Source organism: Pirellulaceae bacterium (assembly GCA_029243025.1).
Lineage (GTDB): Bacteria > Planctomycetota > Planctomycetia > Pirellulales > Pirellulaceae.
Window position 1 is genome coordinate 651697 of the sequence record JAQWSU010000045.1, and the last position, 25139, is coordinate 676835.

Annotated in this window: 19 protein-coding genes and 1 pseudogene; 11 read left to right on the forward strand and 9 right to left on the reverse strand. The window is 52.8% G+C overall.

Annotated elements, in window-relative coordinates; genetic code table 11:
* Positions 1-9: 9 nt before the first annotated feature.
* Complete coding sequence (locus P8N76_21450) at positions 10-951, reverse strand: right-handed parallel beta-helix repeat-containing protein (GenBank protein ID MDG2384250.1); 942 nt, start codon at positions 949-951, stop codon at positions 10-12.
* Between the two features lie 173 nt (positions 952-1124).
* Here P8N76_21450 and P8N76_21455 point away from each other — a divergent pair, with 173 nt between their 5' ends.
* Positions 1125-1679 (forward strand): macro domain-containing protein, encoded by a 555-nt coding sequence (locus P8N76_21455; protein ID MDG2384251.1) that lies wholly within the window; start codon positions 1125-1127, stop codon positions 1677-1679.
* Here the strand turns inward: P8N76_21455 and P8N76_21460 are convergent.
* Positions 1676-2710: a bile acid:sodium symporter gene (locus P8N76_21460; GenBank protein MDG2384252.1), complete on the reverse strand. Its 1035-nt coding sequence runs from the start codon at positions 2708-2710 to the stop codon at positions 1676-1678. The genes P8N76_21455 and P8N76_21460 overlap by 4 nt on opposite strands.
* A gap of 277 nt (positions 2711-2987) precedes the next feature.
* Here P8N76_21460 and aroC point away from each other — a divergent pair, with 277 nt between their 5' ends.
* The gene (gene aroC / locus P8N76_21465) at positions 2988-4127 is read left to right on the forward strand and encodes a chorismate synthase (protein MDG2384253.1); all 1140 of its coding nucleotides are present in this window, start codon (positions 2988-2990) and stop codon (positions 4125-4127) included.
* Between the two features lie 15 nt (positions 4128-4142).
* Positions 4143-5324: a hypothetical protein gene (locus P8N76_21470; protein MDG2384254.1), complete on the forward strand. Its 1182-nt coding sequence runs from the start codon at positions 4143-4145 to the stop codon at positions 5322-5324.
* Between the two features lie 12 nt (positions 5325-5336).
* Here P8N76_21470 and P8N76_21475 read toward each other — a convergent pair whose 3' ends face one another.
* Positions 5337-6095 carry an alpha/beta hydrolase-fold protein gene (locus P8N76_21475; protein ID MDG2384255.1) on the reverse strand — a complete coding sequence of 253 codons (759 nt, stop codon included), beginning with the start codon at positions 6093-6095 and terminating at the stop codon, positions 5337-5339.
* Positions 6096-6911: 816 nt separating this feature from the next.
* Here P8N76_21475 and hpt point away from each other — a divergent pair.
* From hpt to glgC, 3 genes and pseudogenes are all read left to right on the forward strand, one after another.
* On the forward strand, positions 6912-7433 hold the full coding sequence (gene hpt / locus P8N76_21480; protein ID MDG2384256.1) for a hypoxanthine phosphoribosyltransferase: 522 nt from the start codon (positions 6912-6914) through the stop codon (positions 7431-7433).
* A 33-nt stretch (positions 7434-7466) separates the two neighbouring features.
* Positions 7467-8570: a glycosyltransferase gene (locus P8N76_21485; protein MDG2384257.1), complete on the forward strand. Its 1104-nt coding sequence runs from the start codon at positions 7467-7469 to the stop codon at positions 8568-8570.
* Positions 8571-9472: 902 nt separating this feature from the next.
* Positions 9473-10735 (forward strand): annotated as a pseudogene (gene glgC, locus P8N76_21490) (glucose-1-phosphate adenylyltransferase).
* 72 nt (positions 10736-10807) lie between these two features.
* Here glgC and ispD read toward each other — a convergent pair.
* The 4 genes from ispD to P8N76_21510 all read right to left on the reverse strand — a co-directional run bounded on the left by ispD (position 10808) and on the right by P8N76_21510 (position 17213).
* Complete coding sequence (gene ispD, locus P8N76_21495; GenBank protein MDG2384258.1) at positions 10808-11548, reverse strand: 2-C-methyl-D-erythritol 4-phosphate cytidylyltransferase; 741 nt, start codon at positions 11546-11548, stop codon at positions 10808-10810.
* Positions 11549-11721: 173 nt separating this feature from the next.
* On the reverse strand, positions 11722-13665 hold the full coding sequence (locus P8N76_21500) for an acyl-CoA/acyl-ACP dehydrogenase (GenBank protein MDG2384259.1): 1944 nt from the start codon (positions 13663-13665) through the stop codon (positions 11722-11724).
* A 179-nt stretch (positions 13666-13844) separates the two neighbouring features.
* Positions 13845-15002 carry an acetyl-CoA C-acyltransferase gene (locus P8N76_21505; GenBank protein MDG2384260.1) on the reverse strand — a complete coding sequence of 386 codons (1158 nt, stop codon included), beginning with the start codon at positions 15000-15002 and terminating at the stop codon, positions 13845-13847.
* Between the two features lie 75 nt (positions 15003-15077).
* Positions 15078-17213: a 3-hydroxyacyl-CoA dehydrogenase NAD-binding domain-containing protein gene (locus P8N76_21510; protein ID MDG2384261.1), complete on the reverse strand. Its 2136-nt coding sequence runs from the start codon at positions 17211-17213 to the stop codon at positions 15078-15080.
* Between the two features lie 383 nt (positions 17214-17596).
* Here P8N76_21510 and P8N76_21515 point away from each other — a divergent pair, with 383 nt between their 5' ends.
* Positions 17597-18013: a DUF4430 domain-containing protein gene (locus P8N76_21515; GenBank protein ID MDG2384262.1), complete on the forward strand. Its 417-nt coding sequence runs from the start codon at positions 17597-17599 to the stop codon at positions 18011-18013.
* A 56-nt stretch (positions 18014-18069) separates the two neighbouring features.
* Positions 18070-18651: a hypothetical protein gene (locus tag P8N76_21520; protein MDG2384263.1), complete on the forward strand. Its 582-nt coding sequence runs from the start codon at positions 18070-18072 to the stop codon at positions 18649-18651.
* A 141-nt stretch (positions 18652-18792) separates the two neighbouring features.
* On the opposite strand, the gene P8N76_21525 is transcribed toward P8N76_21520, so the two are convergent.
* Complete coding sequence (locus tag P8N76_21525) at positions 18793-20061, reverse strand: hypothetical protein (GenBank protein ID MDG2384264.1); 1269 nt, start codon at positions 20059-20061, stop codon at positions 18793-18795.
* Positions 20062-20319: 258 nt separating this feature from the next.
* On the opposite strand from P8N76_21525, the gene P8N76_21530 reads away from it, so the two are divergent.
* Positions 20320-20805, forward strand: a complete 486-nt coding sequence (locus P8N76_21530; GenBank protein ID MDG2384265.1) for a hypothetical protein — start codon at positions 20320-20322, stop codon at positions 20803-20805.
* Between the two features lie 31 nt (positions 20806-20836).
* The gene (locus P8N76_21535) at positions 20837-21493 is read left to right on the forward strand and encodes a hypothetical protein (protein MDG2384266.1); all 657 of its coding nucleotides are present in this window, start codon (positions 20837-20839) and stop codon (positions 21491-21493) included.
* A 13-nt stretch (positions 21494-21506) separates the two neighbouring features.
* Here the strand turns inward: P8N76_21535 and P8N76_21540 are convergent, their stop codons facing one another.
* On the reverse strand, positions 21507-22874 hold the full coding sequence (locus P8N76_21540) for a PQQ-binding-like beta-propeller repeat protein (GenBank protein MDG2384267.1): 1368 nt from the start codon (positions 22872-22874) through the stop codon (positions 21507-21509).
* 636 nt (positions 22875-23510) lie between these two features.
* Here P8N76_21540 and P8N76_21545 point away from each other — a divergent pair.
* Positions 23511-24968 (forward strand): multiheme c-type cytochrome, encoded by a 1458-nt coding sequence (locus P8N76_21545; protein ID MDG2384268.1) that lies wholly within the window; start codon positions 23511-23513, stop codon positions 24966-24968.
* Positions 24969-25139 lie beyond the last annotated feature (171 nt).

Consider the following 25139-nt stretch of genomic DNA (forward strand, 5'->3'; position numbering starts at 1 on the left):
CGCTCGAGACTAAGGTCGATCCAAGGGCGACGAGTCGACGTTGATCGGAATTGTTCGCTTACGCTCTTGGTCTTTGCCATCCACAGAAAGACGGCCGCCATCCATCTTCCAGGCGTTCGTCCCAACAAATTTGCAATCGGTCGCTACCACATGCGACCATCCCTCGGTTCGCAATTGGGCAACACCATTGTCCTCTAACAAACAATCCTGCACCTTAACGCGGGACGCACCTCCGACTGAAATGCCACTGCGTCCATTCCAGCGACACGTCAAAGTATCTAGCCGACAATCAAACGAATTATCGAGAGCATTTACCCCGTCAAGTCGAAAACCCTGAATGAACAGATTTCTCACGACAACATGGCGAACGTTATAAAGCGTAATCCCCATCGAATGGAGTGAGACGCCTAAATCCTGTTCATTCAATGGCACATCTGATTCCGGACGATAATGAATGGATTGTTGAAACATGCACCACTGTCCCGGAGCTAGGCTGGCCAAGCGACCCTTGCGGTCAATGGATTGAGCCGCCAACGGTCGACCGTTGAGAAACAGTCTCTGAAAACTGATCCGTGGCGGCCGATAGCGAAGCAAGCCGGTTCCTGCTGGTTGCCAAAGATCAGCTGCAATCCGAGCGGTCCCATCGAGCGTGGCCCCATTGCCCTCAATGATAAAGGGTGACTGAGATGAACCGCTATTTCGGGCACCTTGCACCGACACCTGTTCTCGGTACGGTTCTCCCGTGTTTGCCAACACGATTCGATCACCAAATTCGGCGTACCGCAAAGCACGTTGGATAGTTCGAACCGGTCCGTTTCCCTCAGAAACAACTCGCGGAGCCGCTCCGCTCGCCCGATCGTCACCCGTCAAATTGTTGACATAGAGGTCGCGTGCCTCGGCAACAGGGACCAGGACAACACCTACAATCATCACTTTTAAAACATCACGCATATCACTTACACTCAGCCAAAGGTTCCAGCAGTGATCGAGCCTCTCTTTGATTATTCGTCATTCCACGACTCGATTCTTTGTCAATCGGGGTGTGCTTTGCAAACTGTTACCGAAAATCTGCTGAAAATCGGAAATGGAGCCATTCAGAGCCAACGAGGAGCGAGGAAAAAAGCATGCGAATCTGGTCCCAAGCTGAACAGCGGCTTGAGCTCATCCTAGGTGACATCACCGATCAGCGGGCAGATGTCATTGTGAATGCGGCCAACCCTCAACTGGCTAGCGGGGGCGGTGTGGATGGGGCCACTCACCGCCGGGGAGGCCCGGCCATCATGGCTGAAACTCAGGCACGATATCCTCAGGGTTGCAAAACGGAATCCGCCGTTATTTCAACCGCTGGTAAACTTGAAGCCCGCTTCGTCATTCATGCGGTCGGTCCGGTTTGGGCTGGAGAAAATCGTGGAGAAGCGACACAGTTGCGTTCCGCCTACCAAAGCTGCCTGACCCTCGCAGAGGAACATCAATGTCAGAGCGTCGCTTTTCCCTCCCTTAGTACGGGCGTCTACCGGTTTCCTGTTGAGGCAGCCTGTCATATCGCAGTGGACACATCGATTGCATTCCTTTTGGCGCAGCCAAGCTTAAAGCGAGTCGTTTTCGTCCTCTTCGACAGACCCACGCTATTCACCTTTGAAAAAGCACTGACCGAAATTGCTCCCTCGCTCAAAGACTAAGCCGACGCTTCGGCACCAGCCTGTTGATCTCTTCGTCGCCAGAAATCAGCCACAATGGTATCGATTAAAAGCTGAGCAATGTGATAGATCACCATGGGAATTAGAACGAGCCCCTCAAAATAATTAATGGTAATGTAAAGGCCTACCATCAGCGTCTTTTGACTACCCGCTAACGCGATCGCAATCGCATCCGCTCGATCAAATCCAAGCCAGCGTGAACCCCACACGCCCACGACTAAGCCGATTCCATGCAACACGACAACGAAAATCAACAATACGAGAAAATCGCGAAACGTCGGTAAGTCAATCGCCGAAATACCAGCGAGACTTTCCTGTGCATTCACAGCCCCAATCAACACCATGCAAAGCATGCCTAGTTGCGCGAACGTGCTTAGTAATTGCTTGCGGCGAGCGGCCATCGCGGCAACGACTTTCGCGCGCCGGGTTAGCTGCGCGACAACCAGCGGCAAAACAACCAACAAAGCCAATTTCGTCACCATCTCCGGTAAACGAAGCGATGTGGACTGGGCGGTCATCAAGACAATCCAAAGTGGAGTCAATACAAAACAAGTGACATTCGTCAACAAGGTGACCATCAAGGCAACCGCGTCATTGCCGCCTGCACGACGGGTCCATACAGCGGCAGAAGCGAGCGTGCATGGCACGGCCGAAGTCACAACAAAACCAATCGCTAAATCGCCTGTCAAACCAAATGACATTGCCCATGCAATCAGCGGTAGAAGCCCCATGTTGATCAGGCTCGACAAAAAGGCTGGCCCCGGTCGCCGGATCGTTTGAAAGACAGCACTCGTTTCTAAAGGAAGAGCCATCACAAATAGCATCGATGCAACAATCAAATTTCGGATTAATGTGGAATGAGCGATGGCTAAAAACGGAGTTGGCAACCAAAACCCCAACGCGAGCGCAAGTACTAACAGCAGCAAAAACCATTGATGCTTGACAAATCGCCACATGGAATCAGTTACCTCCGCAGAAAGCTCTCGCACAGCACCCAACTCCAATTGAGCCATGATCGCCTGCCAGTTCGACCGAACGATGCCATTTTGGCTCAAAATCAAGTGAGACCTGTGAGGGACAGCCGTCCTTGGCCCGACTCGCAGCCGCTCAATTCGAATGCCATTGAAGCGGCAGTGTCACCGCTGGCAGCGACAGCACGAACCGCTCTCGGCCACCAATCGCACTATCGATTTTTGCCCTTCGCGACTATACTAAACCGGTTTGTCGATCAACCATTGCGGACCACGAGGGCACGGTCCTCATTTCCATTTCAGGACAAAGCAGACCACTATGTTGCGGTATTGGACGGCTGGCGAATCACATGGCAAAACCCTGTTGGCACTTATCGACGGTTTTCCTGCCGGCGTCCAACTCGAAACGGATTCGATAGACGAGGAGCTGAAACGTCGTCAGGGCGGATACGGACGAGGTGGACGTCAGCGAATCGAAACTGATCGGGTTGAGATTCTGACCGGCATTTGGAACAACACGTCGTTGGGAAGCCCGATCGCACTTCAAGTCATCAACCGCGATTACAAGCTCGAACGACTGGACGATTTGCAACGCCCCCGTCCTGGGCATGGTGACCTCACCGGCGCCATCAAATACCTAGGGTCTATCCGAGGCGTTCTGGAACGGGCCAGCGCTCGCGAAACGGCCGTCCGGGTAGCAGCGGGAGCACTCGCCAAACAACTGCTGAACCAGTTCGGTGTCACAACTCTTGGCTACGTCGTGGAACTTGGAGGTAAAACGGCCGATCCAATCGCAGGGACGATCGAGCAACATCGTGAGTTGCGAGATGAAAGCATTATCTATTCGCTGAATCCGAAACAAGACGCCGAGTTCAAGGAGTTAATTGACAATACGGGCAAGGCAGGGGACACCCTCGGCGGTATTGTCGAGGTTCGAGTCGAAGGACTTCCCTTCGGCCTTGGCACCCATGCACAGTGGGACATCAAGCTTGATGGTCGACTCGCTCACGCAGTCATGGCCGTACAGGCGATCAAGGGTGTCGAGATCGGCTTAGGATTTGAAGCCGCCCGACGCCCGGGTTCCCAGGTTCACGATCCGATCAACTACGACGAGGCGACGACCGAGTCGGCCACACTGGGATACGAGCGGCCTACCAACAATGCGGGTGGTTTGGAGGCCGGCATGACAAACGGTCAACCGTTGATCATACGAGCTGCCAAAAAGCCGATCAGCACTTTGCGAAAACCATTAGGCTCAATCAATCTAAACACCAAGGAAAAGGAAGAGGCCGAGTACGAGCGAAGTGACGTTTGTGCGGTCTCGGCAGCCAGCGTGATTGTAGAGAATGTGGTTGCCTTTGAAATTGCTCGAGCGATGATTGATAAATTCGGCGGAGACAGTCTTGCTGAAATGAAAGCTCGGTGGGATTTATTCCACGAAATGGCAAAAAACCGATAAGGGATGATCGGACTCATGCGTGAAGTCACTCAGCGCCGTACCGTGCGCTGCGCCTTTCTGCTGCTCTGCTTGACTCCTGTCCTAGGGATTCTGGGATGGTCGGTCGTGTGGGCATTGCCGACGCACACACGCAAGATTGAACGTCAGATTCGCCGCCAAATTGGCGTGACGGTCAGCATTGGCCTGAGTGAACATCCTCGTCCACAACATCTACGGTTGAACGACCTGCGATTGTACGATTCGGAAACAGGCAAGCCGCTTGGGCAGATCAACCAGTTGACGCTCCAACACACCGAAAACACAATCAAGCTCGAAGCGGACGAACTGCTTCTCGTCTCGGACCAACGTGGGCGTCTGTGGAATTGCGTAAACAACGCCATTTTGGGACAGGCGGTACTGAAAAACAAACGAGTTCAATTCAATATCCGCAGTGTCCTACTGATGAATCAATCCAATCAGCTCGAGCAACACCTGTATGATGTCTCAGGACAAGCTTGGTCGGCCGACGATTCTGTTGCCGCGACCTTTGCGTTTCAACTGAACCCACCTACGAATGCACCCCATTTGGAAGTAACTCTTAGGAGAGACCAAACTGACGCTCCCTTGACAACGCACATCGCCTTCGACACCAAGCAACAAAAACTACCCATCGATGTGATCTCGGCGGGTTTGAAGGCCAGACTTGGCGATCAAGCTACCGCACAGGGCATAATTAACATCGCCTACCGTGAGCGTGATTGGCAGGGAACATTTTCGGGCACGCTAGATAACATTTCTCTTGAAAAACTGTTGCCGGCGGCTTCCACCACGACAACAGGCGTAGGTTCGATTCAGATTGACAAAAGCGAATTCACTTCGAAGCAATTGACTCGTGCAATCGGCTCAGCCAACTTTTCGGATGGATCAGTCGACAGTTCAATGATTCACCGCTTCGTCGAGAAGAAGGTAATCCAAACGATCAAAAACGCGACTGACGCTCGACTTTCCCCAAGCGAAACGACACCATTCCGTCGACTCGCTTTCGCATTTGATTTTCATGGCGACTTTGTTTGGCTCAAAGGACGATGTGGTACCAGCCAAGCCCACAACCTGGGCCACCCCATCATGATCAACAAAAGCGGGGATTTACTGATGCTCACTCGAACGCAACAGTATGTCGTGATCTTGAGACAATGCTTCAATCCCCCGCCAGGCTAACCCCGACGGGACTCAGACGACTCGCAATCGCTCGCTGTTCAAGCGATTGACGAGAAACTGAATCACCGGTTCAGCCATTTGATTGTAATACTCAAAACCGTGGCCACCGGCTGAAGTATCCAGATCACATTCGAATGGCACACCCAGTGAAGACAACTTCATCCGTAACCGATCCGAACTATCAAACCATCGAACGTCTGTCGGATCGCAGCAAAAAAATTGCCCACGTGGCCAGTTCAACGGATGAATGTGCAGAATGGCAGTATCCTGTCGGGCCGATTCAGGATCTTCATACATTTGTAACAACGGATCGGTTTCGTCTTCAATCTCCTCCAAACGCTGTTGAAAATCGATTGCCGGAGAAATCGCTGCCACAATGGGAAAAGTGTCCGGATAGCGATAGGCCAAGTTCAAAGCACCCTGACCGCCCATGCTTGTTCCTAACAGCGCAATCCGTGGAGGCGTCGCACCCAACCGCTGCTCGACAAAGGGCAAAACATTGGTGAGCAGATGTTGCTGAGCCGTAAGTTCCGCATCGAATTCGGGACAAATACGATCTGTCCACCAACTTCGCTGCGTGATCGGTCCCACAACCCGCAAGCCATGCCGCTCAAATAGTTCAGTAAAGCGTGGCTGGTCCCGCAAACGTCCCAGATGAACTCCATGAAGATAAAGCACGACATAACCATTGGGATTTGGTTCCGTCGGCTCGAAAAGGTCACAAGCATGACCACCCACCACGTCTTCTGTCCAACCTGCCGCCGTCATCATTCAACCCACTCCGTCTGCAACATAATTCGAATCGCCAACGCCAATCTGTTCGATGGAGCGACGGCCTCAGCTTGTCTCTTTTAACCCAGCGACCCTCACTCGGCAATGACGATGCGCGGAAAGTCCTGCCGATTACTCCCATCACTCCGATTGGCTAAGTTGGCATGACAGAGCCAGCCCGACCAAACAACCAAGGCCTCGTGTGGCAGCCGGCGAGACAAACGTTGCTAAAGTTTCTTGTTGACACCCCTGCGTTTCCGACCGCCGTTCGCGATCGTGGATCATGATCAGTGGCTTCTCCGTCGACAACCGCTAAAAAATGAATCGCCACCGCCGATTGAAACGGACTGACTCGTGGCAAAATTAGGTTGCAGCACCTTTTCGGCAGGAAAACAGCTGGAGCTTGGGGGGGGGGTGAGTTTCGTTGCGAGTCACCTGCCGAACTTACAGAGCTCAGGGGCGGAAACGAAATGAAACAACAGAATTGACTGCCCTCAACAGCCGATCAAGCCAAGATGAAATCCGTTCCAGATCCCAGAATGAGTCCAGCAGCATTTCATCGATCGAACCCCGCTGAAACCAGCTTTTTGTCGCTGCAACACGTCTCGGCACCTTTGCCGGCTTTCAACATGAGCCTGCGACCGTTAAGTTGACAGTCGTTCCGGCCGAGATCGGGGCAACGGTCGACAAGGAAAAGGTTTGAACGGCAACGCCGACACCCCTATCCCAAACGGGGTGAAAAAATTCCTGTACCATCAGGAGAATATCCATTACCTTTGACCAATATCAAGAACTGGGCGATGGGGATTCCAACCCATGAAGACGTTACTCAGCCAAGAGCAAGTAGAAAATGGCGTCACCCGAATGTCGCAAGAAATCACCGACACCTACGGCAACCTTCCCTTGACTATCGTTGGTGTTCTTACGGGCAGCGTTGTGCTATTGGCAGACATGATTCGCCAACTAAGCATGCCGTTACGGGTCGGAGTCGTTCAAGCTAGTAGTTATCGAGGGGCGACCCAACGCGGGCCTCTGGTGATCAACTCAGATCTGATGCCTGGAATTGCCAATCACGATGTTTTGATCCTGGACGACATCTTCGACACGGGACATACGCTGGTCGAATTGATTAGTTTGATGGAGAAGCTGGGACCGAAATCAATTCGAACCGCTGTGCTGTTGAGGAAGGTGGGACAACAGGAAGTCGATTTGGAACCAAATTTTGTCGGATTTGATATACCCAACGAGTTCGTTGTCGGTTACGGTCTGGATTACCAAGACGAGTATCGCAACCTCCCGTACGTGGCCTGCTTAGAGCCCAAAGATCTGCGAGATTGAGGCCAGAGGCCCACCGTCAATACCCCAAACATCATGACGACACGCTTGCTGCATATCGTGCCCACCCTCGAATACGCTGGGCCGCAGAAACAAATGATGCTGCTCAGCGGCCAATTGCCGCGCGCCGATTTTGATGTCAAGGTGTTCAGCCTGAATGGCGTCGGGCCACTGGCAAGCGAACTGGAACGCCAATCGATCAATGTGATTCCAAAAAAATCACGACACCAGAGTTGGGGACACACGTTCCAACAATTGTCCCAGTCGATGAAGGACTGGTCGCCTGACATTGTTCATACTTGGACCGCCACCGCAAATTGGATCGGCCGAGCCGCCGCAATTCGCCATGGCGTGCCGCAAATCGTCGCAACTCAGCCGACCCAGTCACGCGATCGCTCAACCACCGATCTAATCTCAGACCGATTTCTCGCCAGGTGGACAAGCAGTTACGTCGTCAGAAACGATCAAGTCAAGCTCGCCTACCAAACGCGTGGAGTTTCAGCCAACAAAATTCACGTGATTCCCAATGGTGTCGAGCAGCCCGGTTCCCCACACTTGTCGCGAGCCAATCTCCTGGAAAAATTAAAGCTACCCAGCGATGCTCGTATGATCGGAACGGTTGGCCCGTTGAATGCCGAGAAACGGATCAAGGACTTAATCTGGGCTGCCGACTTACTGAAGGTCGTAAGGGACGACACCTATTTGCTCGTCATCGGCGGTGGCCCCCACGAAGAACGGCTTCACCAGTTTCGTGACCAAGTCCGAATCCGCGACCGAGTGCTCTTCCTGGGAATACGCGATGACCTGCCCCAACTGCTACCCCACCTGGATTGCTTTTGGCTTGCCAACCGGTTTGAATCGCTTACGAACTCGCTGTTGGAGGCGATGGCCGCCGGAATCCCTGTGATTGCCACCAACATCGCGGGAAATCGACACGTGATTACGCCGGGAGAAACTGGCTTTCTGGTGAAGATCGGTGACCGTGCTGGATTTGCTCGCAAAACGCAGACGTTTCTCGAAGATCCAACTTTGGCCAAACGCTGCGGCAAAGCAGCTCAGGAGAGGGTCCAACAGGAGTTCAACGTCGAATCCATTGCGAATCAATATTTACAGGTCTATCAGCGGCCAAGACCGTCGTAACAGCGACTCCGACATCTGACCTCGTCCGCAATTCGATCAAGCTGCGAACCAACAAGGTCGAGAATTCTCCTTTTCGGAACGCCGTGCGATCGATGCCATCGATTCAACCCCGGCTCAAATCATTCTGGATTTCCGGTGGAGCCGTTTACGGAATTCGTCGTTCGCAGAAATAGATATTGAAAGAGAATCAAGCCAGGAAAACTATGGGCCAGACGGCTGCTTGCTTCCGTCCGCCGATCGGCGATCGGCAGCTTAGCGTGGCCAATTTTTTGCAAGAAAAAACAGGGTCCCTCAAGATGCATCTCCCCACCAAGTAACGTTCGATCTGAAACTGAACTTGGCGGAGCAGTGCGTCAGAGCTTGAGATTTCACTCCTTTTTTCGGCTTGCCAAAGGAATAAACCGAATTCACCAACCCTCGTTTCGACTAGGAAAAACCTGCTGAAACGACTGCTACCACCCCCCTGACCGGAACTTGGTTGCGGTAATTCTTCGTAGGTCAGGCCAATCACGGGATGCATTTTAGACGATTCGAAAGATCGACCGGCGAACAAATTCTCGATGCTTCAGAAAGAAATAAACGCTCGTTGGATCGGCGTTTTGCTAGGTACCTCTGCCTTGAGCGGTAGGAAAACCATCTGAATGACGAATAAATGTCACACGTCGCGGGCCGGCAGAAAGAATTACGAGGTGATGGCGGACAAATTGCTTGCCCGGATTACCCTGCACAAACCGACCAGAGTACGGGGTTACAGTTTTCCTGTTTTTCGCAAATGCCTAAACCGATAGAATGCGAACAGGAAAGTAATCGCTTTGCGCGGCAATACAGAGGCTGTCGAAACTGGATTCACTGCGAAGAATCCATTCAAACAGTGATTCGAACAACCCAGACGAAGTCGGAGAAGGTCGATGAAGAATTGTCTAGCCGTTGTTTTGGCAGGTGGAAAAGGTTCTCGCTTAGAACCACTCACGCGGGATCGAGCGAAGCCAGCCGTTCCCTTTGGCGGATCCTACCGCATCATCGACTTTTCACTCTCGAATTGTCTCAATAGTGGTCTGCGAAGAATGCTGCTGTTGACGCAGTACAAGGCAATGAGCCTGGACCGCCATATCAATCTCGGCTGGCGGCATTTTTTCTGTCGCGAACTGGGCGAATTCATCGATGTCGTGCCACCCCAGCAGCGAATTGACGAGCAATGGTATCAGGGCACTGCCGATGCCGTCTACCAAAACATCTACACGATCGAAAAAGAGCGTCCAGAATACGTTGTGATCCTGGCAGGTGACCACATCTACAAGATGAACTATCGCAAGATGGTCGAGTACCATAAAGAGAGCAACGCGGACTTAACGATCGGGGCCTTGCGCGTCAGTAAGGACGCGGCCAAGCAATTTGGCGTGATGCAAGTCGACAACGACCAACGGATCGTCGGCTTCCAAGAGAAGCCGGACGAACCTCGTCCCATTCCCGGTGACGATGAACACTGCCTGGCTTCCATGGGCATCTACGTTTTTACGGCTCGCTTTTTGTTTGAGCAATTATGCCAGGATGCCACTCGCAATCGGAGTACGCACGACTTTGGCCGTGATCTTATTCCGGCCATCATCAATTCGCATCGTGTATTTGCATTTCCCTTCCGCGACGAAAATCGCAAAGGCGACGCATATTGGCGAGATGTTGGCACCTTGGACGCCTACTACGAGGCGAACATGGATCTGATCTCCGTTGATCCACAATTGAACATGTACGATCAACGCTGGCCACTACGAACCTATCAACCCAATTTCCCACCACCAAAATTTGTTTTCAGCGGGGCGGATGGTGATTATGAACGATGTGGCCGAGCCATGGACAGTATCATCTGTCCCGGATCCATCATCTCAGGTGGCTTGGTGGAGCATAGCATTCTGAGCCCGAACGTTCGCATCAATAGCTATGCCCATGTCGAAGGTTCGATTGTCTACGAAGGCGTCGACGTTGGTCGTCGAGCCCACATACGCAACGCAATCATCGACAAAGGAATCTCCATTCCGGCCGGAGCTCGAATCGGCATCGATCCCGAAGAGGATCGTGCAAATGGCTTCACCATCAGCCCCAATGGAATCGTCGTCATTGCTAACAGCGATGGGGTCGAACATTTGCGACCTCAAGAACAACTCGCGTAAGGCGAGTTGTGTTCGGTGGCAAGCTAGGGAGCATCTCCGCCTGATGCTCCTTAGCCCTGTCTGGCAACCAAATCACCGCCACATGTCACCGTCAGCAAACGGATTCCCCGGCCCGTCTAGCTTAGGCTTGGGCAGCGCTTTCATCATCTGTTCGGCAATCCGCAAATCACCACGTGAGGTGATCTTTATGTTCACCATCGTGCTTGGCACGATGGAGACCGCGTGCCCTGCGTTCTCGATCACTTGCGCGTCATCGGTAGGCTGCTGATCGCCAACTTGGGCGTACGCATTCAACAACCAATCTCGCCGGAAAACTTGCGGGGTTTGAGCAGCCCAAAGCGAGTCACGCGATCGCGTTTCGTCAATCGTTTTTCCGTTGGCAGAATACTTCAGCGTACTGGTTATCGGGGCGGCCAAAATCGCAGCTCCCGTTTTTTCCGCCTCCGAGAACACATCATCAATCCACTCATTCGCGAGACAAGGTCGAGCCGCATCGTGAACGGCGATGTAATCGATATCGGATTGCACCTGCGATAACGCGGCTCGAATCGACTCAAAACGAGAAGCACCTCCAGCGACGACCTCCAATCCCAGGATCGCAACATTGGCTCCAAACTTCACCTGGAACTCTTCCCGATCCTCCGGAGAGATCACCAAGATCAGTTGCTTGACGTCCGGCCGATTCAAAAACCGCTCGGCTGAATGCAGCCAAACGGCTTTATTCGCTAACGGAATGAACGGTTTTTTGTAATGCTGATCCTTAAACCGGCTGCTCTTCCCTGCCGCAGCAAGGATGACTGCATAACGAGACATGAACCACTCCGCCTAGGGCTAGTGAGCTAAGAGGCCTCGCCAAGATCGGGGGTCGAACCCCGCATCGGCCTCACCCAAGATCAACCCTTGAAATGTTCTTGGGGAGCCCGGTTTCTAACGGACGTGGCCAATTTGGGGAAGCCCGCCTTGCCCCCGTTTTGGCAACCGACCGTCTACCCCGCGTCGTACTGCATGAGGACTTCGTCGGGTTTCAAACCGGCGATTGACTTGAAGCCACCGTCGACAATCTGCTGGCCAAGTTGGGTTACCGCGCGGAAGTAGCGATCCGAGGGGCGCTTTCCAGAGAGTTGTCGCCGAAGATCCTGGCAAAGAATGTCCGCTGCTGCATGAATGACCTCATCATCGGAACGTGACGCATTCATACTCGTGCAGAGAATAATCACGTAATTTTGGATTCGAGCGGAAAGTTCGGACATTCTGCATTGACGATCAGCCAACTTGAGCTGATGTTTTTGCATCACGCCATTGATTTCCAAGGGACTTCTTTGCAACTGATCCGCTGCAAATTCGGCATGAGCTTTTAAAGCGGCCGGCATTGAAGGCAAAGCCGCCTTGGGCTTCCCGCTGAACTTCTCGCTCAGATACCACTTCGCATAAGGGGTAATCACCTTGCGAAGCGCCCAGGCATGGGCCGGATTAGCCGGATTAGGCTGTCGAATCCCTGCCGCTTGCAACGCTTTACCAATCGGCTCAAAGTAGGTTGTGCCGTGTTGTTTAACAAGCGATTTAAAGAAGGCCATCCCCAGCATCTCGCCTTCCCCTTCGTAAATACAGGGCGCCAGATATTCGTGAACATTGTCGCCAAACATATGGCCATGCAAGAACGATCGTCCACCGTGGGTTTTCATGAACAACTCGATCGCCGCTTCTTTTTGCGTTTCGCTGCCAAAAATCTTGGCAATAATGCACTCCATTTCACCGCGGTAGCCTTTGTCGATTAATTGCGAGCACCAGGCAACCAAAGCATCACAACCAACGATCATTCCGGCCAATCGTCCCAGCCGTTTCTGCACTAATTCTCTCTTCGCAATCTTTTCACCATAGGTGACTCGGTAACCCGCCCAGGGCAACATGCTGGCCATCATCAGTCGCATCGTACCGGCAGCGTTCGCACATAAAGCAACGCGGCCTAGATTGAGTCCGTGATAGGCAATTGTCAAACCGTTGCCACGTTTCGGTTCAAGCAGATTTTCTTTCGGCACCAAAAAGTCTTTGAAAATAATACCTTGATTGTAAGAGTGCTTCAAAGCCCACAATCCGTACTTACGGAGTTGGAACTGATCGTTCTCTTCGGCCGGCAGATCGCAGACGAGGACCGCCGGCGTGTTATCGATCAAACAGACCAATCCGATCGTGCGCCCGGGAATGACATTCGTGATGAACAGCTTTTCGCCATTCACCACGTAGTGATCGCCTTTGAGTTCGGCACGTGTTTTCAGAGCGGTGAGGTCCGATCCGGCACCCGGTTCGGTAAGCGCGAATGCCGACAAGCGTTCACCACTTGCTAAACGCGGAAGGAAACGCTGTTTTTGCTCTTCATTTCCAAAGGAACTAACCGGGTCAACAGCACCAATACAACCGTGGACCGAGGCAAGTCCAGCGATCGTCGGATCTGCAAGGGCCATCCGAGTCAAAAATGGCGCAAAGTCGCGGAAAGCGGTGCCCGAACCACCATAGTTCTTATCAACCAACAGGCCCCAATAGCCGACTTCACCCAACTCGTCCAAAACAACGGAGGGGATCTTTTTATTTTCATTCAGCAGTGTACCTGCGTCACGATGGCGGCTGACAACACCGACGGAGTCGTCCATCACCTTACGAATATCTGCCGGAGCTTCAGTTGATTCGCATTGGAACAGTTCGACCGGCAGCCCCCGATCCCAGACGGCCCGATGGGCCGGACTGTTGATCGTTTGATACTGAGGCTTAAAGAGTTGCTCAACGTTGTCATCCGCCGAGTCAATCACCCCGGTGCGGCGAGCCTCCTCCTCGCTCTTCCCCCCCAGCTTGAGGGCCGTTTCCGCGAACGACTCTCTTGGAGCATCATCGGCTGGGCTGGATTGATCAGATTCCGTACGCGAGGCGTCCAAGGTCATGTTCTTTCCTTTCCCGAGATCGCTGCCCCCCGCGAACGACTCAGCGTCGTAAACGCGAAAGGGCCTACTATTCATCATATTCTGGTAGCCGACGAAGGTGAAGCAATGGCACGATCATCGAACCCCGTTCTCAGCCCTAATTCCCTTCGGGACCCGCTCCTCCAGTTTGTCGACAAATGTTAAATTCGCTGAAAAACTGTGGCAATTCCTTGCCCGGCGCCTATGCACATCGTTGCCAGTCCATACTCCACATCCTCATCGACCATGGCATGAATCAGGGTGGTCGCAATTCGAGCGCCGCTGGCCCCTAAGGGATGCCCGATGGCAATCGAACCGCCTCGCACATTGACGCGATCTGCATCGAGTTTCAACATTTGCATGCAAGCCAGTGCTTGTGCGGCGAACGCCTCATTCAACTCAATCAGACCAATATCGCTTAGTTCCAATCCAGCTCGCTTCAGAACTTTGTTCGTGGCTGGCACCGGCCCGGTCCCCATTACGGAGGGTTCCACACCTGCGACGGCAGTGCCAACGATGCGAACCAAAGGCTTAAGTCCCAACTCGTCTGCCGACTCCTGCGACATGATTAGCAAGGCTGCAGCACCGTCGTTAAGCGGCGAACTGTTACCAGCCGTGACCGTGCCCATTTTTGGCATAAAGGCCGGATTCAATTTGGACAACGCCTCGATATTCGAATCCGCTCGAACACATTGATCGCGATTCGCCAGGATTTGATCCCCCTCCTCGTCCAACGCGTAGGTAGGAACAATCTCGGCTGCGAACAACCCTTTATCGTGAGCCGCAATGGCCAGTTGGTGACTGCGCAAGGCGAATTCATCCTGCTGCTCGCGCGTGATCCCATTAGTTTGCGCCAGGAATTCGGCCGTAACGCCCATCATCATCGCTCCCTTGGATGTTCGCCGAAACATCTTGGGATTTAAGTCCAAACCATAATCCATGGGCAAGTGCTGCATGTGCTCCAAACCCCCGACGATTTGCACATCCTCAAAGCCAGCCATGATGGCGTGAGTCCCTTGATTGAGTGCTTGCAGACTACTCCCACAAAGCCGGTTAATCGTGGCCCCCCCGGTTTCGACGGGTAGGCCAGCCATCAGCGCCACATTTCGAGCCACATTCAAACCTTGTTCCATGGTCTGTTGAGTGTTCCCCAGAATGACGTCCTCGATCACAGCCGGATCGACACCTGAGCGTTCCATCAAGGCGCCGATGCAGGAGACAGCCAAATCATCACTACGGATGTGGCGATAGTAACCTCGCTCTGGATGGGCTCGGCCAACCGGGGTTCGCACGCAATCAACGACGACAGCGTTTCTCATTTCGATCTCCTTGATGCACCGCTCATCAAGAACGGCAGTTTTTTGTCAGCAACGGGGAGCAGAATTCCAAATCGCTCAGTCATAAAACTTACGTCCTTCAGCCGCCATCTCGAGCAGCAAAGGAGTGGGTTCGGCACGAGCCCCCATGTCTTCCAACGGCTTCAGCAACTCCACGATTTCGGCAGCCCCAAGGGTGTCAGCCCAGTAGAGCAATCCGCCTTTGAACGGAGGAAATCCGACACCAAAAATGAGCCCCAGATCGACGTCGCGCACATTGCGAACGAGCTTTTCTTCTAGAATACGCGTCGCTTCCAGCAGCATCGGCAAAAACAGCCGTGATTCAATTTGTTGAGCATTGAATTCACGCCGCTCCGACCTCATGTAAGGTTCCACGAAATTCGCTAATTCCGGATCGGGCTCAGAACGTCCCTTCTTGTTTTGGTAAGAGAAAAATCCGAGGCCCGACTTTCGTCCCAACCGCCCTGCCTTGACCAACGCCGGCAGAATGGGTGATGCTTCGATTCGATCGGGAAAGGCTTCCCACATCGTGCGTCCAGCATAAAAAGCCGTATCCAAACCGACCATATCGTACAACGTGATCGGTCCCATCGGCATCCCGAATTGCTTCGCCACTCTTTCAATCAGTTTAATTTCAGCGCCTTCCACAATCAGCTCAAGCGCTTCGTTCATGTAGGGCAAAAGCAGCCGATTGACCAGAAAACCGGGGCCATCGTTGACGACAATAGGTGACTTGCCCAGCCGTTTGGCATAGTTTACGGCTGTGGCAACCGTTTCATCGCTAGTTTGTTCGCCACGAATCACCTCAACCAGCTTCATCCGTCGTACCGGGTTGAAAAAGTGAATACCGCAAAATCGATCTGGACGTTTCAGCCCTTGGGCCAACTGAGTGATAGGAATCGTTGAGGTGTTGGAAGCCAAAATCGCGTCGTCACGTAATTGAGGCTCAAGCCGGCTATAGATCTGACGTTTAACGTCGGCATTCTCAACGACCGCTTCAATCACGATATCTGCCGCAGCTACCTCGGTGTCTGATTCAGTCGCGTTCAGCAGAGGCGCGAATTCGACCATTCGATCGATGTCGGGCTTGCGCGTCTTCTTGTTGTATGCAACTTCATCGAGAATCCCCTTAACGCCTTGCTGCAGTGCAGCCTGATTTGCGTCGGCCAGCGCTGTGGGAGTGCGACGTTTGACATTTGCTGCAGCAATCCCTGCCCCCATGATCCCCGCACCAATCACCGCCGCTGCTTTTATCTCTCGCGGCGCAATATCACCATCGACCCCCGGGTCTTTTTTGTTTCGATCCGTCAGGAAGAAAACGTTCAAGAGGGACCCGTTAATGGGTGAACCGAACAGCTGGGCCATACCCTCCGCTTCCAACTCTAAAGCGGCATTCACATCCAAACCGGCTCCACCCAACATGACTTCGAGTGCAGCCAAAGGCGCTGGATACTGACCTTTTGTCTGTTGCTGGATGAGTGCCGAAGCCGTCGCTCCCAAGAAACCCAGTTCTGTTTCACTAATATCGACGGGCGATGACCACAAAATCCGATCTTTCAGGTACTGTCCCGATTGTTGCTCGCTCCGCACCAACCGGATGCCTGATTCCTGCAAACGTTCCACCGGGACAACGTTGCTAACCCATCCCAAAGCATAGGCCTCTTCCGCACCAATCGAAGCACCACCCGTGACTAACTCGACCGCGTTCGAAAGACCCACCATCCTTGGCGTTCGCGCTGTTCCGCCCCATCCTGGAAACAGACCCAGTTTGACTTCCGGAAAGCCTATCTCCGTCTTCGGCCCGTCACTCATGATGCGACGATCGCACCACATCGAGAGCTCAGCACCTCCCCCTACGCAGATGCCATCGATCGCCGCAACCGTTACGAAAGGAACTTCGGCAAGGCGTTGAAACAGCTTTTGACCCAATCGACACTTCTCAACAATTGCATCTTTCGGAGCATCCAGAGACTGCACAAATTCCCGCAAATCGGCACCCGCGATGAAAATCCCGGGCTTCGCCGAAATGATCACGAGCCCTTGCAGTGCTGGATTCTCTTCCAGACGATCAATATTGACGGAAAGCTCTTCTAAAATCCCTCGAGAAAGTATGTTGGCTCCTTTACCCGGCATGTCCAACGTCAGAACTGCAATATCCGACTCGGGAAAGGAAAGCTTCATCGATGTGGCCATAGCACGCCCCGTTTGATTCCTTGGGTTTGAGATGCGCCATGCTCGACACATCTACTCGCAATCCAAATTTGCTAGTCGAAATGGGAAATAAGACCCAACTTGCCCTTTTGACCGAGCTCCAAAATTTCGCCTAGTAATAATATCCGCAATCTGTGTGAAATCGAGCAGACTAAATAGATCGTACGGACCAAATTCCTCGCGTCAACGCTTCGCAAACCATCTAGCCTCACTAATCCAAAGTGTTTACCGTGTCGTTAAGTTCGTCAGGCTATTCGTAGTCGATCAAATCCGACATCATCTCAACCCCAAACCCGAAGCTTACGTTCGCTGACGAGCAGACGGTCTGGGACGGAAGCACGATATCTTTGAACTGCGAGAAAAAAATGCATCGAATAACTGGCCGCTGTCTCGGCACCAGCATTCTTGTACTCTGCCTATTCTGCTGGCCGAATTCCACCAAGACACTCGTTTTTGCCGCGGAAGATGCGCAAACCGTCAAGTTGATCATCGATTACGGGGACGGGGTGGAAAAGCATTTCCCACAACTCAAATGGGCCGCTAAAATAACGGTTTTTGAGCTCATGCAACAAGCCAGCCAGCACCCTCGCGGAATCCAATTCAAACACCAGGGACGAGGATCAACCGTCTTGCTGACCCAGATTGACGAGCTGAAAAACCAAGGTGGAACGGCCCAGAATTGGATCTATCGAGTCAACCAAAAACTGGGGAATCGCAGCATCGGAATTCAAGAGCTGAAACCGGGTGACACCATCTTGTGGAAATTCGAGCCATATCAGTAGAATTCGGGCTCGAGCCCGTGACCAATCGCGCCGCCTGAGAAGGAGCATCGGATTAAGTGAAACAACGCACCGAACAAATTCTGGTCTTTGGAATTCTGGTTGCCGCTTGCGTGGGATTACGTCTGTATTTCCAAACCATTCCAAATTTTGCCCCGGTCGCTGCTGTCGCCCTGTTTGCTGGCTACTTTTTTAAATCCCGCCGGCTTGCAGTTTTGGCTCCGATCACGGCGATGGCGATCAGTGATCAGTTCACGGGAGCTTATCAACCGATCCTCATGGCCACCGTCTATGGCTGCCTGGCGGTTCCCGCCTTGGTGGGTGGCCCTTTGCGTCAGAAACTTTCTCAGAGAGGTCCGATCGCCTGCTCGCTCACTCTTTTGAGTTGTAGCTTGGCCTCCTCGTTGCTTTTTTTCCTGGCAACCAACCTTGCCACCTGGCTCGTAACACCCTGGTATCCGCGTACAATCGCCGGTTTGACCCAGTGCCTCATAAGTGCCGTACCGTTCTTTCGCTACACACTCATGGGTGACCTCTTTTTTGCCGCTGCCCTGTTCGGAAGCTATGCGGCCATCTGTCAGCTAGTCACGAGCCACCGACGGCCAATGCAAACGAATCCGATGGCAATGCAGAAGAGCTAATCGTTGCCATCGATGACCGACCAATTCGATTGAGCGATTTAGCGTGGCTCAATTGTCCCAACTCGAAGCCGCGGCTTTTGCCCAAGGAAGTCTGCAGAAAGCTTCGTTTACCCGAGCGTCCGAACTCAACCCTCCGACAGGTTATTGGATGGCTTGTTCCAACTGCATGGCGGGAGGACCGATCTTCTCGAGCAACTGCTGAGGAGTCGTCGTCTCAGGATTGTCATCCAGCTGCCGTTCAATGGCGTCAATCTGGGAATTGATGGATGCGACGAGCGTTGTCTGATCGCTGGCCGCCGCCCCCACACCTTTCAATCCAACTTTGACACAGCCAAGATTGTGCTTCAACACTCGGCGTGCTTGTACGACGGCTGGATTCGCCTCAACCTGCTGTGCCTCCAAACCAAATCGAGGTCGGTTCGCATCGGGATCGACCGGGTTCTCTTCCTCGTGTCGTTTGATCCGTTGAATCTCTTCCACACATGCCGTCAGAGCAACATTGCCCAATCCCTTAATGATTGCCTCGCCATCGAGATTCTTCGCATTGCGATAATCCAGCTCTCCCAACGATTCAGCCGCCGCACATCGAACCCAAAGCGGTAGCTTCTGATCGGCGACAACCTGTTGAATCGAACCAGCCGCCCCACTCAGTCCCACGGCACCCAGCGTTTCAATCGCCAAACGCATTTTCCAATAATGAGCGTCGTGATCCAGATCATTGGCCGGTACCGGGGCTTTGATAATGGCCAGCATTGGAGGCACGATTTCCTTGTCAGCACCCCGCTTTCCATTGGCCCTTAACAACTGAGCTTGTCGGCGCAAACCAATCATCGCGGCAACTTGAACTGCCTGAGGCTGTTTATTTCGAGGATTGATCAACTTCAGTAAGAACTCTCGAGCAGGTGCGTAGGGTACGGCGTAAGGATTGCCGTTCACACGTGCCTCGGTCTCATTGAGATTACCTAAGATCAAGACCGCATTGTAACGACAGGCGGGGTTGTAGTTTCCGGTAGAAAGTGACTTCAACGTCTTGAAAACAATTTCGTCGCGGATGTAGTTATGAAGCGACGGCTTCTCACGAACCGCTTCCAACTGCTTGGCAATTTCAGTCCGCCATTTCGGAAACTGATCCGGACGATCGGCGGCGGATGGAAGCGTCATCGCGGCAAAAATACAAAGTCCATACCACCGTTTGAGTGCTCTTTGATCTTCCTGCGTCAGCGGTCCATCGGAGACAAAAACGCGACGTACGTCGCGTTTGGCAGCCGACACCTGCTTTGCGTCCGTAATCGCACTCGCCGCCCGCTTATAAGATTCCCCTTGGGCAGTGGCGTGACTCGTCGTTGACGCCAAAATCGCTGTGATTAGACAAACCTGCAACCACTTAGCAAGAGACGGTGACTTCATCATGGCAACTCCAGGCGCAAAGACGGGGCAGGGACCGTGTTAACGGTAGGATACCTTGAGTCCAGCGAAAATTCTGTTCCGAAAAGCAAAGGAGAATGTCCTATCCTCCCAGAGTACTCAAAGGCAAACTTTCATGTCAACGATCGAGTAGTCCGTTTGACAGCAATCGCGGCCATCCCGTACATTGGGTATTATCCAGTCGGATACACGTAAGTTCAAACCATGAAAAGATTTCCGGGCATCTAAGGCCCGCTCACAACGATGACTGAATTCGAAAAGCGACTCTCAAAAGCGATCGAACGCGGTAGCTACCGAAATGCGGAACGGGCGCGAAAGGCCAAGGAAAAGGCCCTTTCCGAGGAAGAGTTAAAAAATCTGCACACGAAGTACCGGTTGGAATTCTCCGAACATATCGAAGAGTGCATGAAACAACTTCCTAACCATTTCCCCGGTTTTCAGCACGAGTCCATCTATGGTGATCGCGGATGGGGCGCTGCCTGTAGCCGGGATGACCTCGGCCCCGGTAATGCGGGTCGCCGCGCCAACTACTACAGCCGTTTGGAGATGAGTATTCGGCCGTTCTCGGACTATCACGTGGTCGATCTGGCCGCAAAGGCAACCATTCGTAATAAAGAAGTTTTCAGTCGCTCTCATTTCCAGTTGCTGAACGAAGTGGACACCGATACTTTCCTGCATCTGATTGATGTCTGGATTCTCGAATATGCGGAACTTTACGCGGCATCCTAAAAGGGTTGCCGTGTAGGAATTGGGTTCACTCGTGACCCCGGCATCGGATCACCAACTCAACCAGCGTCTTGGCATTGGTCACTTCATTCTTTGGACCAGTTGTTGTGCCGTTTTTTTCGCAGTCTCAAAACACGCCGCGCCGGATCGTTGGGTCGCGCCAATCGGCATCCTGCTGTTATCGTTAATAGCCGGTATCTACGGCACATGCTGGGCTGGCTGCCTGATCGTCGTCTATCGCTGTATTCGCTTTTCACGGCCACAAATTCAACCGGGCGAATGGCTCTTGTTCTGTCTCGGCCTGATTCTCACCGTTGAAATTCTGACCAACCAGTTCCCCCCCCATTTCATTTTCAGCAAGGCAGCTTTGCAAATTGCCACCGCCTGCGGAGCGTTGGTCATCCCAACCCTCAGTCGCCAACTGGCCACGCGTTGGAAGTTGCTTTTCATCGGTTTCGTCATCGCTTATGCCGGCCCACTTTACCTCGTTTTTGGGGAAAGCATCGGCTTTCCCGTAGGCCTGCAATTTGCCAAATGGTCCACTAGCGTGATGTGGGTTCGCCCTTTTCTCCTGGCAATAATGTTGTCCGCCGTCGTCATACGAGACGCTCAACAAAAGCAGCCCTACGGTTGGAGCCATTGGCTAGGCATCGCTTGTACAGCCTGTTGGATCGCAAGCAAGTGGCTGTAGTACAAACCGCTTACTACTCCTGCTGCTGCAAACAGTAGAGCCGATCCGCCGTACGAATTAGGAGGCGATCGTTTGCAATTGCGGGTGTCGCCATACACAATTCGCCCTCTTCCAACTCGTTGGTTCTCAAGATTTCGAATTCAGGGCCGGCTTTGATGACGAACGTCTTTCCATCTTCATTCAGGCAGAAGATTTTTCCATTATATGCCCACGGTGATGCGGTGAAGGCACGCCCATTGGGAATGCGTTGTTTACCGTAAATTTTTTCACCCGTCAGCGCATCGTAGCAAGCAAAAAAACCACGGTCATATAAGACATAAATCAATCCTTCGTACAACAAGGTCGAGGGATTATAAGGAGCCGCTTGCAATTGACACCACGCGATGAATTCGTTGGAAGTCTGATCAGCGCCCAGCGAGATATCTCCGGAAGCTCCAGGACGAATAGCGAAGATTGGCTTCTTCTTATCAAGCACGTAACCAGAAGTTACATACAACAAGCCGTTCTCGGCGTAGGGATTGGCAATCGTGATGGATGAGCAACCACCTAATTCATAAAGCAAATTCCCATTCAGGTCATAGCTGCGAATCTTCCCCGTACCAGGAGTGACAATCTCTGTTCGCTGTTCGTGCTGCCAAACGTAAGGAGTCGCCCAATTGCTCTTTTCGTCCCGCTCAACCCTCCAAATCGGATTCCCTGTCTGAGTGTCCAACGCGATCAAATACGAATTTTCTTCATTGTCATTCACGAAGATCAATCGGTCTTCATAGACGACCGGCGACGACGCGGTTCCCCAATCGAAGCGGGTTTTATGAGGCTCAACTTCGTGTGTCCAAATAAGCTCACCGTCCATCGTCAAACAAAACAGACCCACATTGCCAAAGTAGCAATAGAGTTGCTTTCCATCGGTAACTGGCGTTTCCGACGCATAGCTGTTTTTTAAATGCATGCTTGTCGGAGGAACGCCTTCGTGGAGCGTACGGTCCCATAGTTTTTCACCCGTACTGAGGCTCAAACAAATGGCCTTCCAGCGATGATTCGATTTGGGGGGCTCGGAACGATTGCCACCAAAGTACAACCCCTTCTTGACCGGTTCGGTTTCTCCGTCATTCGCCACTGTCGTGAGGAATACGCGATCTCCCCAAACGATCGGAGATGACCACCCTCGCCCCTCAATCGGTTCGCTCCAAACAACGTTTTGGGTTGTTGACCATTGATCTGGCAAGCGATCACTGTCCGCTGCAACGCCCCGCGCGTCGGCTCCGCGGAATTGGGGCCAGCGGCCTTCATGCTCTGCAGGCAACGTTCCCAACAGAAGTCCTGAAACAAATAGCCCCACAATGCCCCTGATTGGGCTGCAACGGTGGTGAAATGAAAACATTGCAGTTAAGCTCCTGCGAAAGTCGCGCCGGCACCGGACTCACGGCGCAAATCAAGCATAATTAGTTCAAATATGTGATACCAAGTGACGACTTAATGAGTCGCTGACCATTCGATACAACACATCGGGCGTTGGCAACACCGGAAAGCGAGTTTCTCATCTTTGCTTCGTCTGCCCGGCATTGATCGAAACCTTGCGGATCGACATTTTACCAATCGCCAAAACAAGATAGAACCAATTGTATAGGCCCAAATAGCGCACTCCATCTGATGCGGAATGGCGACTGCTGGGTCGCTCAAGAAACGTGAAAATCAAGCAGTCGCACGATGCGGAATCTGCCGTAAGACTTGGCGATTTCGCCCCCGACAACCGCCAAGAGGGGAGCCCGCCCACAACAGGACGCTATAATTAGAGGCCGAAGTGGCGCTGCCACCTCCGGCCTGGTACCCCTGCGTTTTGGCTCGCTTGAGCCGACAAACGCCGCAGGACTCTGCGGCCAATCCCTCGGAGCTTGTCAATCTGTTGAACCATATCGCATCTTTCATGAGGGCATCCACAATCCCATGCAGGTTGGGTCGACAAGCTCTATGCGTCGGGCTCATCACTGCCTCCCTCACCGGTTGTGTGCGTGAACCGATGTCGGATCCGATTGCACCCTCAACGAACGGGCATGGCATTTATGGCCAGGTCACCGCGGATGGCAAAGCCGTTGAGGGAGCACAGGTTCGCATCAAAGGTACACCTCTCAACACGCGTTCGGCTGCCGACGGATCGTTCGAGTTCGACGTGTGCCTCGACGTTGAAAATCCGCAAGTCATCACCGGCTCCAAAACGGGATACTTCATTCAAGGCCAAACTGCGGAAACATTACCCGTCGCACTAAACCTCGAGGCGTTACCAACATACGATGACGAGTCCTACGAATGGGTCGATCCCACGCCGGATGAAACGGCCAGCCTGAATTGCGGCAATTGCCATCCTCAGATTTATGAGGAATGGAAGTCAGGCGGCCACGCAAGCTCAGCAACCAACCCACACTTTTTGAATCTGTATAACGGGACAGACTGGCACAACAACCCAGATGTGGGCTGGAATTTATTGAAGGATTATCCCGAAGGGGCAGGGGTTTGCAACGCTTGCCACGCACCTGCCGCATCAATCGATGACCTAGCCGTTTCGAACATCCAAGATCTCGACGGCGTGGCAAAACATGGAGTTCACTGCGACTTCTGCCACAAAATACAGGACACGGCAATCGGGACTCCCGGTCTGACTCATGGGCGTTTCGGCATGTCACTCCTTCGACCCAGCCATGACCAGCTCTTCTTCGGTCCACTCGACGACGTTGATCGCGGCGAAGACGTCTACTCACCTCTGCAATCACAAAGCCAGTTCTGCGCCAGTTGTCACGAAGGCATTGTTTTTGGGGTACACGTTTACAGTACTTATTCCGAATGGCTTGAGAGTCCGGCTCGACAGGAAGGCAAACAATGCCAGACGTGTCACATGCGTCCCACCGGTGAAATGACCAACATCGCTCCCGACCATGGCGGTATCGATCGTGATCCATTGACATTAGCAAGCCACCAATTGCTAAGCGGCAGTCGGGAAGAAATGCTGGCGGATTGCCTGAAAGTTAATGCGACGCTGGAACACGTCAACGATGCGGCTGTCGTTCGCGTCACCATCAGGACGGAAAACGTCGGTCATCGCGTTCCGACTGGATTCATCGACCGGCATCTCATCTTAGCCGTTGAAGCTTTTGACGACCCTGAGGCAACCTCTGAGGTCGAACTCAAAGAGGGGCCTACGCTACCTGTTGCGGCTGGCAATTTAGCCACCAAGCCGGGCAAGCTATTCGCCAAACAACTCAAGAACGCTCAAGAGCCCAAACCTTTCTGGTCGATGAGCGGCGAACTGATCGATACCCGCCTGCAACCCGATGCAACCGAAGTGCAGGATTTTTTCTTCCCCGCGAAAACTCAACGAGTACGTGTTCGCTTGATCTACCGCCCATTTTGGCAGGAAGTCGCCACCCAAAAACAGTGGCCCAACGACGAAATCATGGTCTTTGACAAAACGCTCGGTGACTGACGGATGGCAACTTAATTTGACCCTACACGGCAACACGTCAGGGATTTAATCGGTTAAATTCGCGTAATGTCTTCGCCCCACCGACCAATCATCCCGCCGCAAAAGCAGCTTGCAATTTGTCTCTTGTTCCTCGTTTTCGTACGAGTTTACTATCTGCTAATCGAGTCCAAC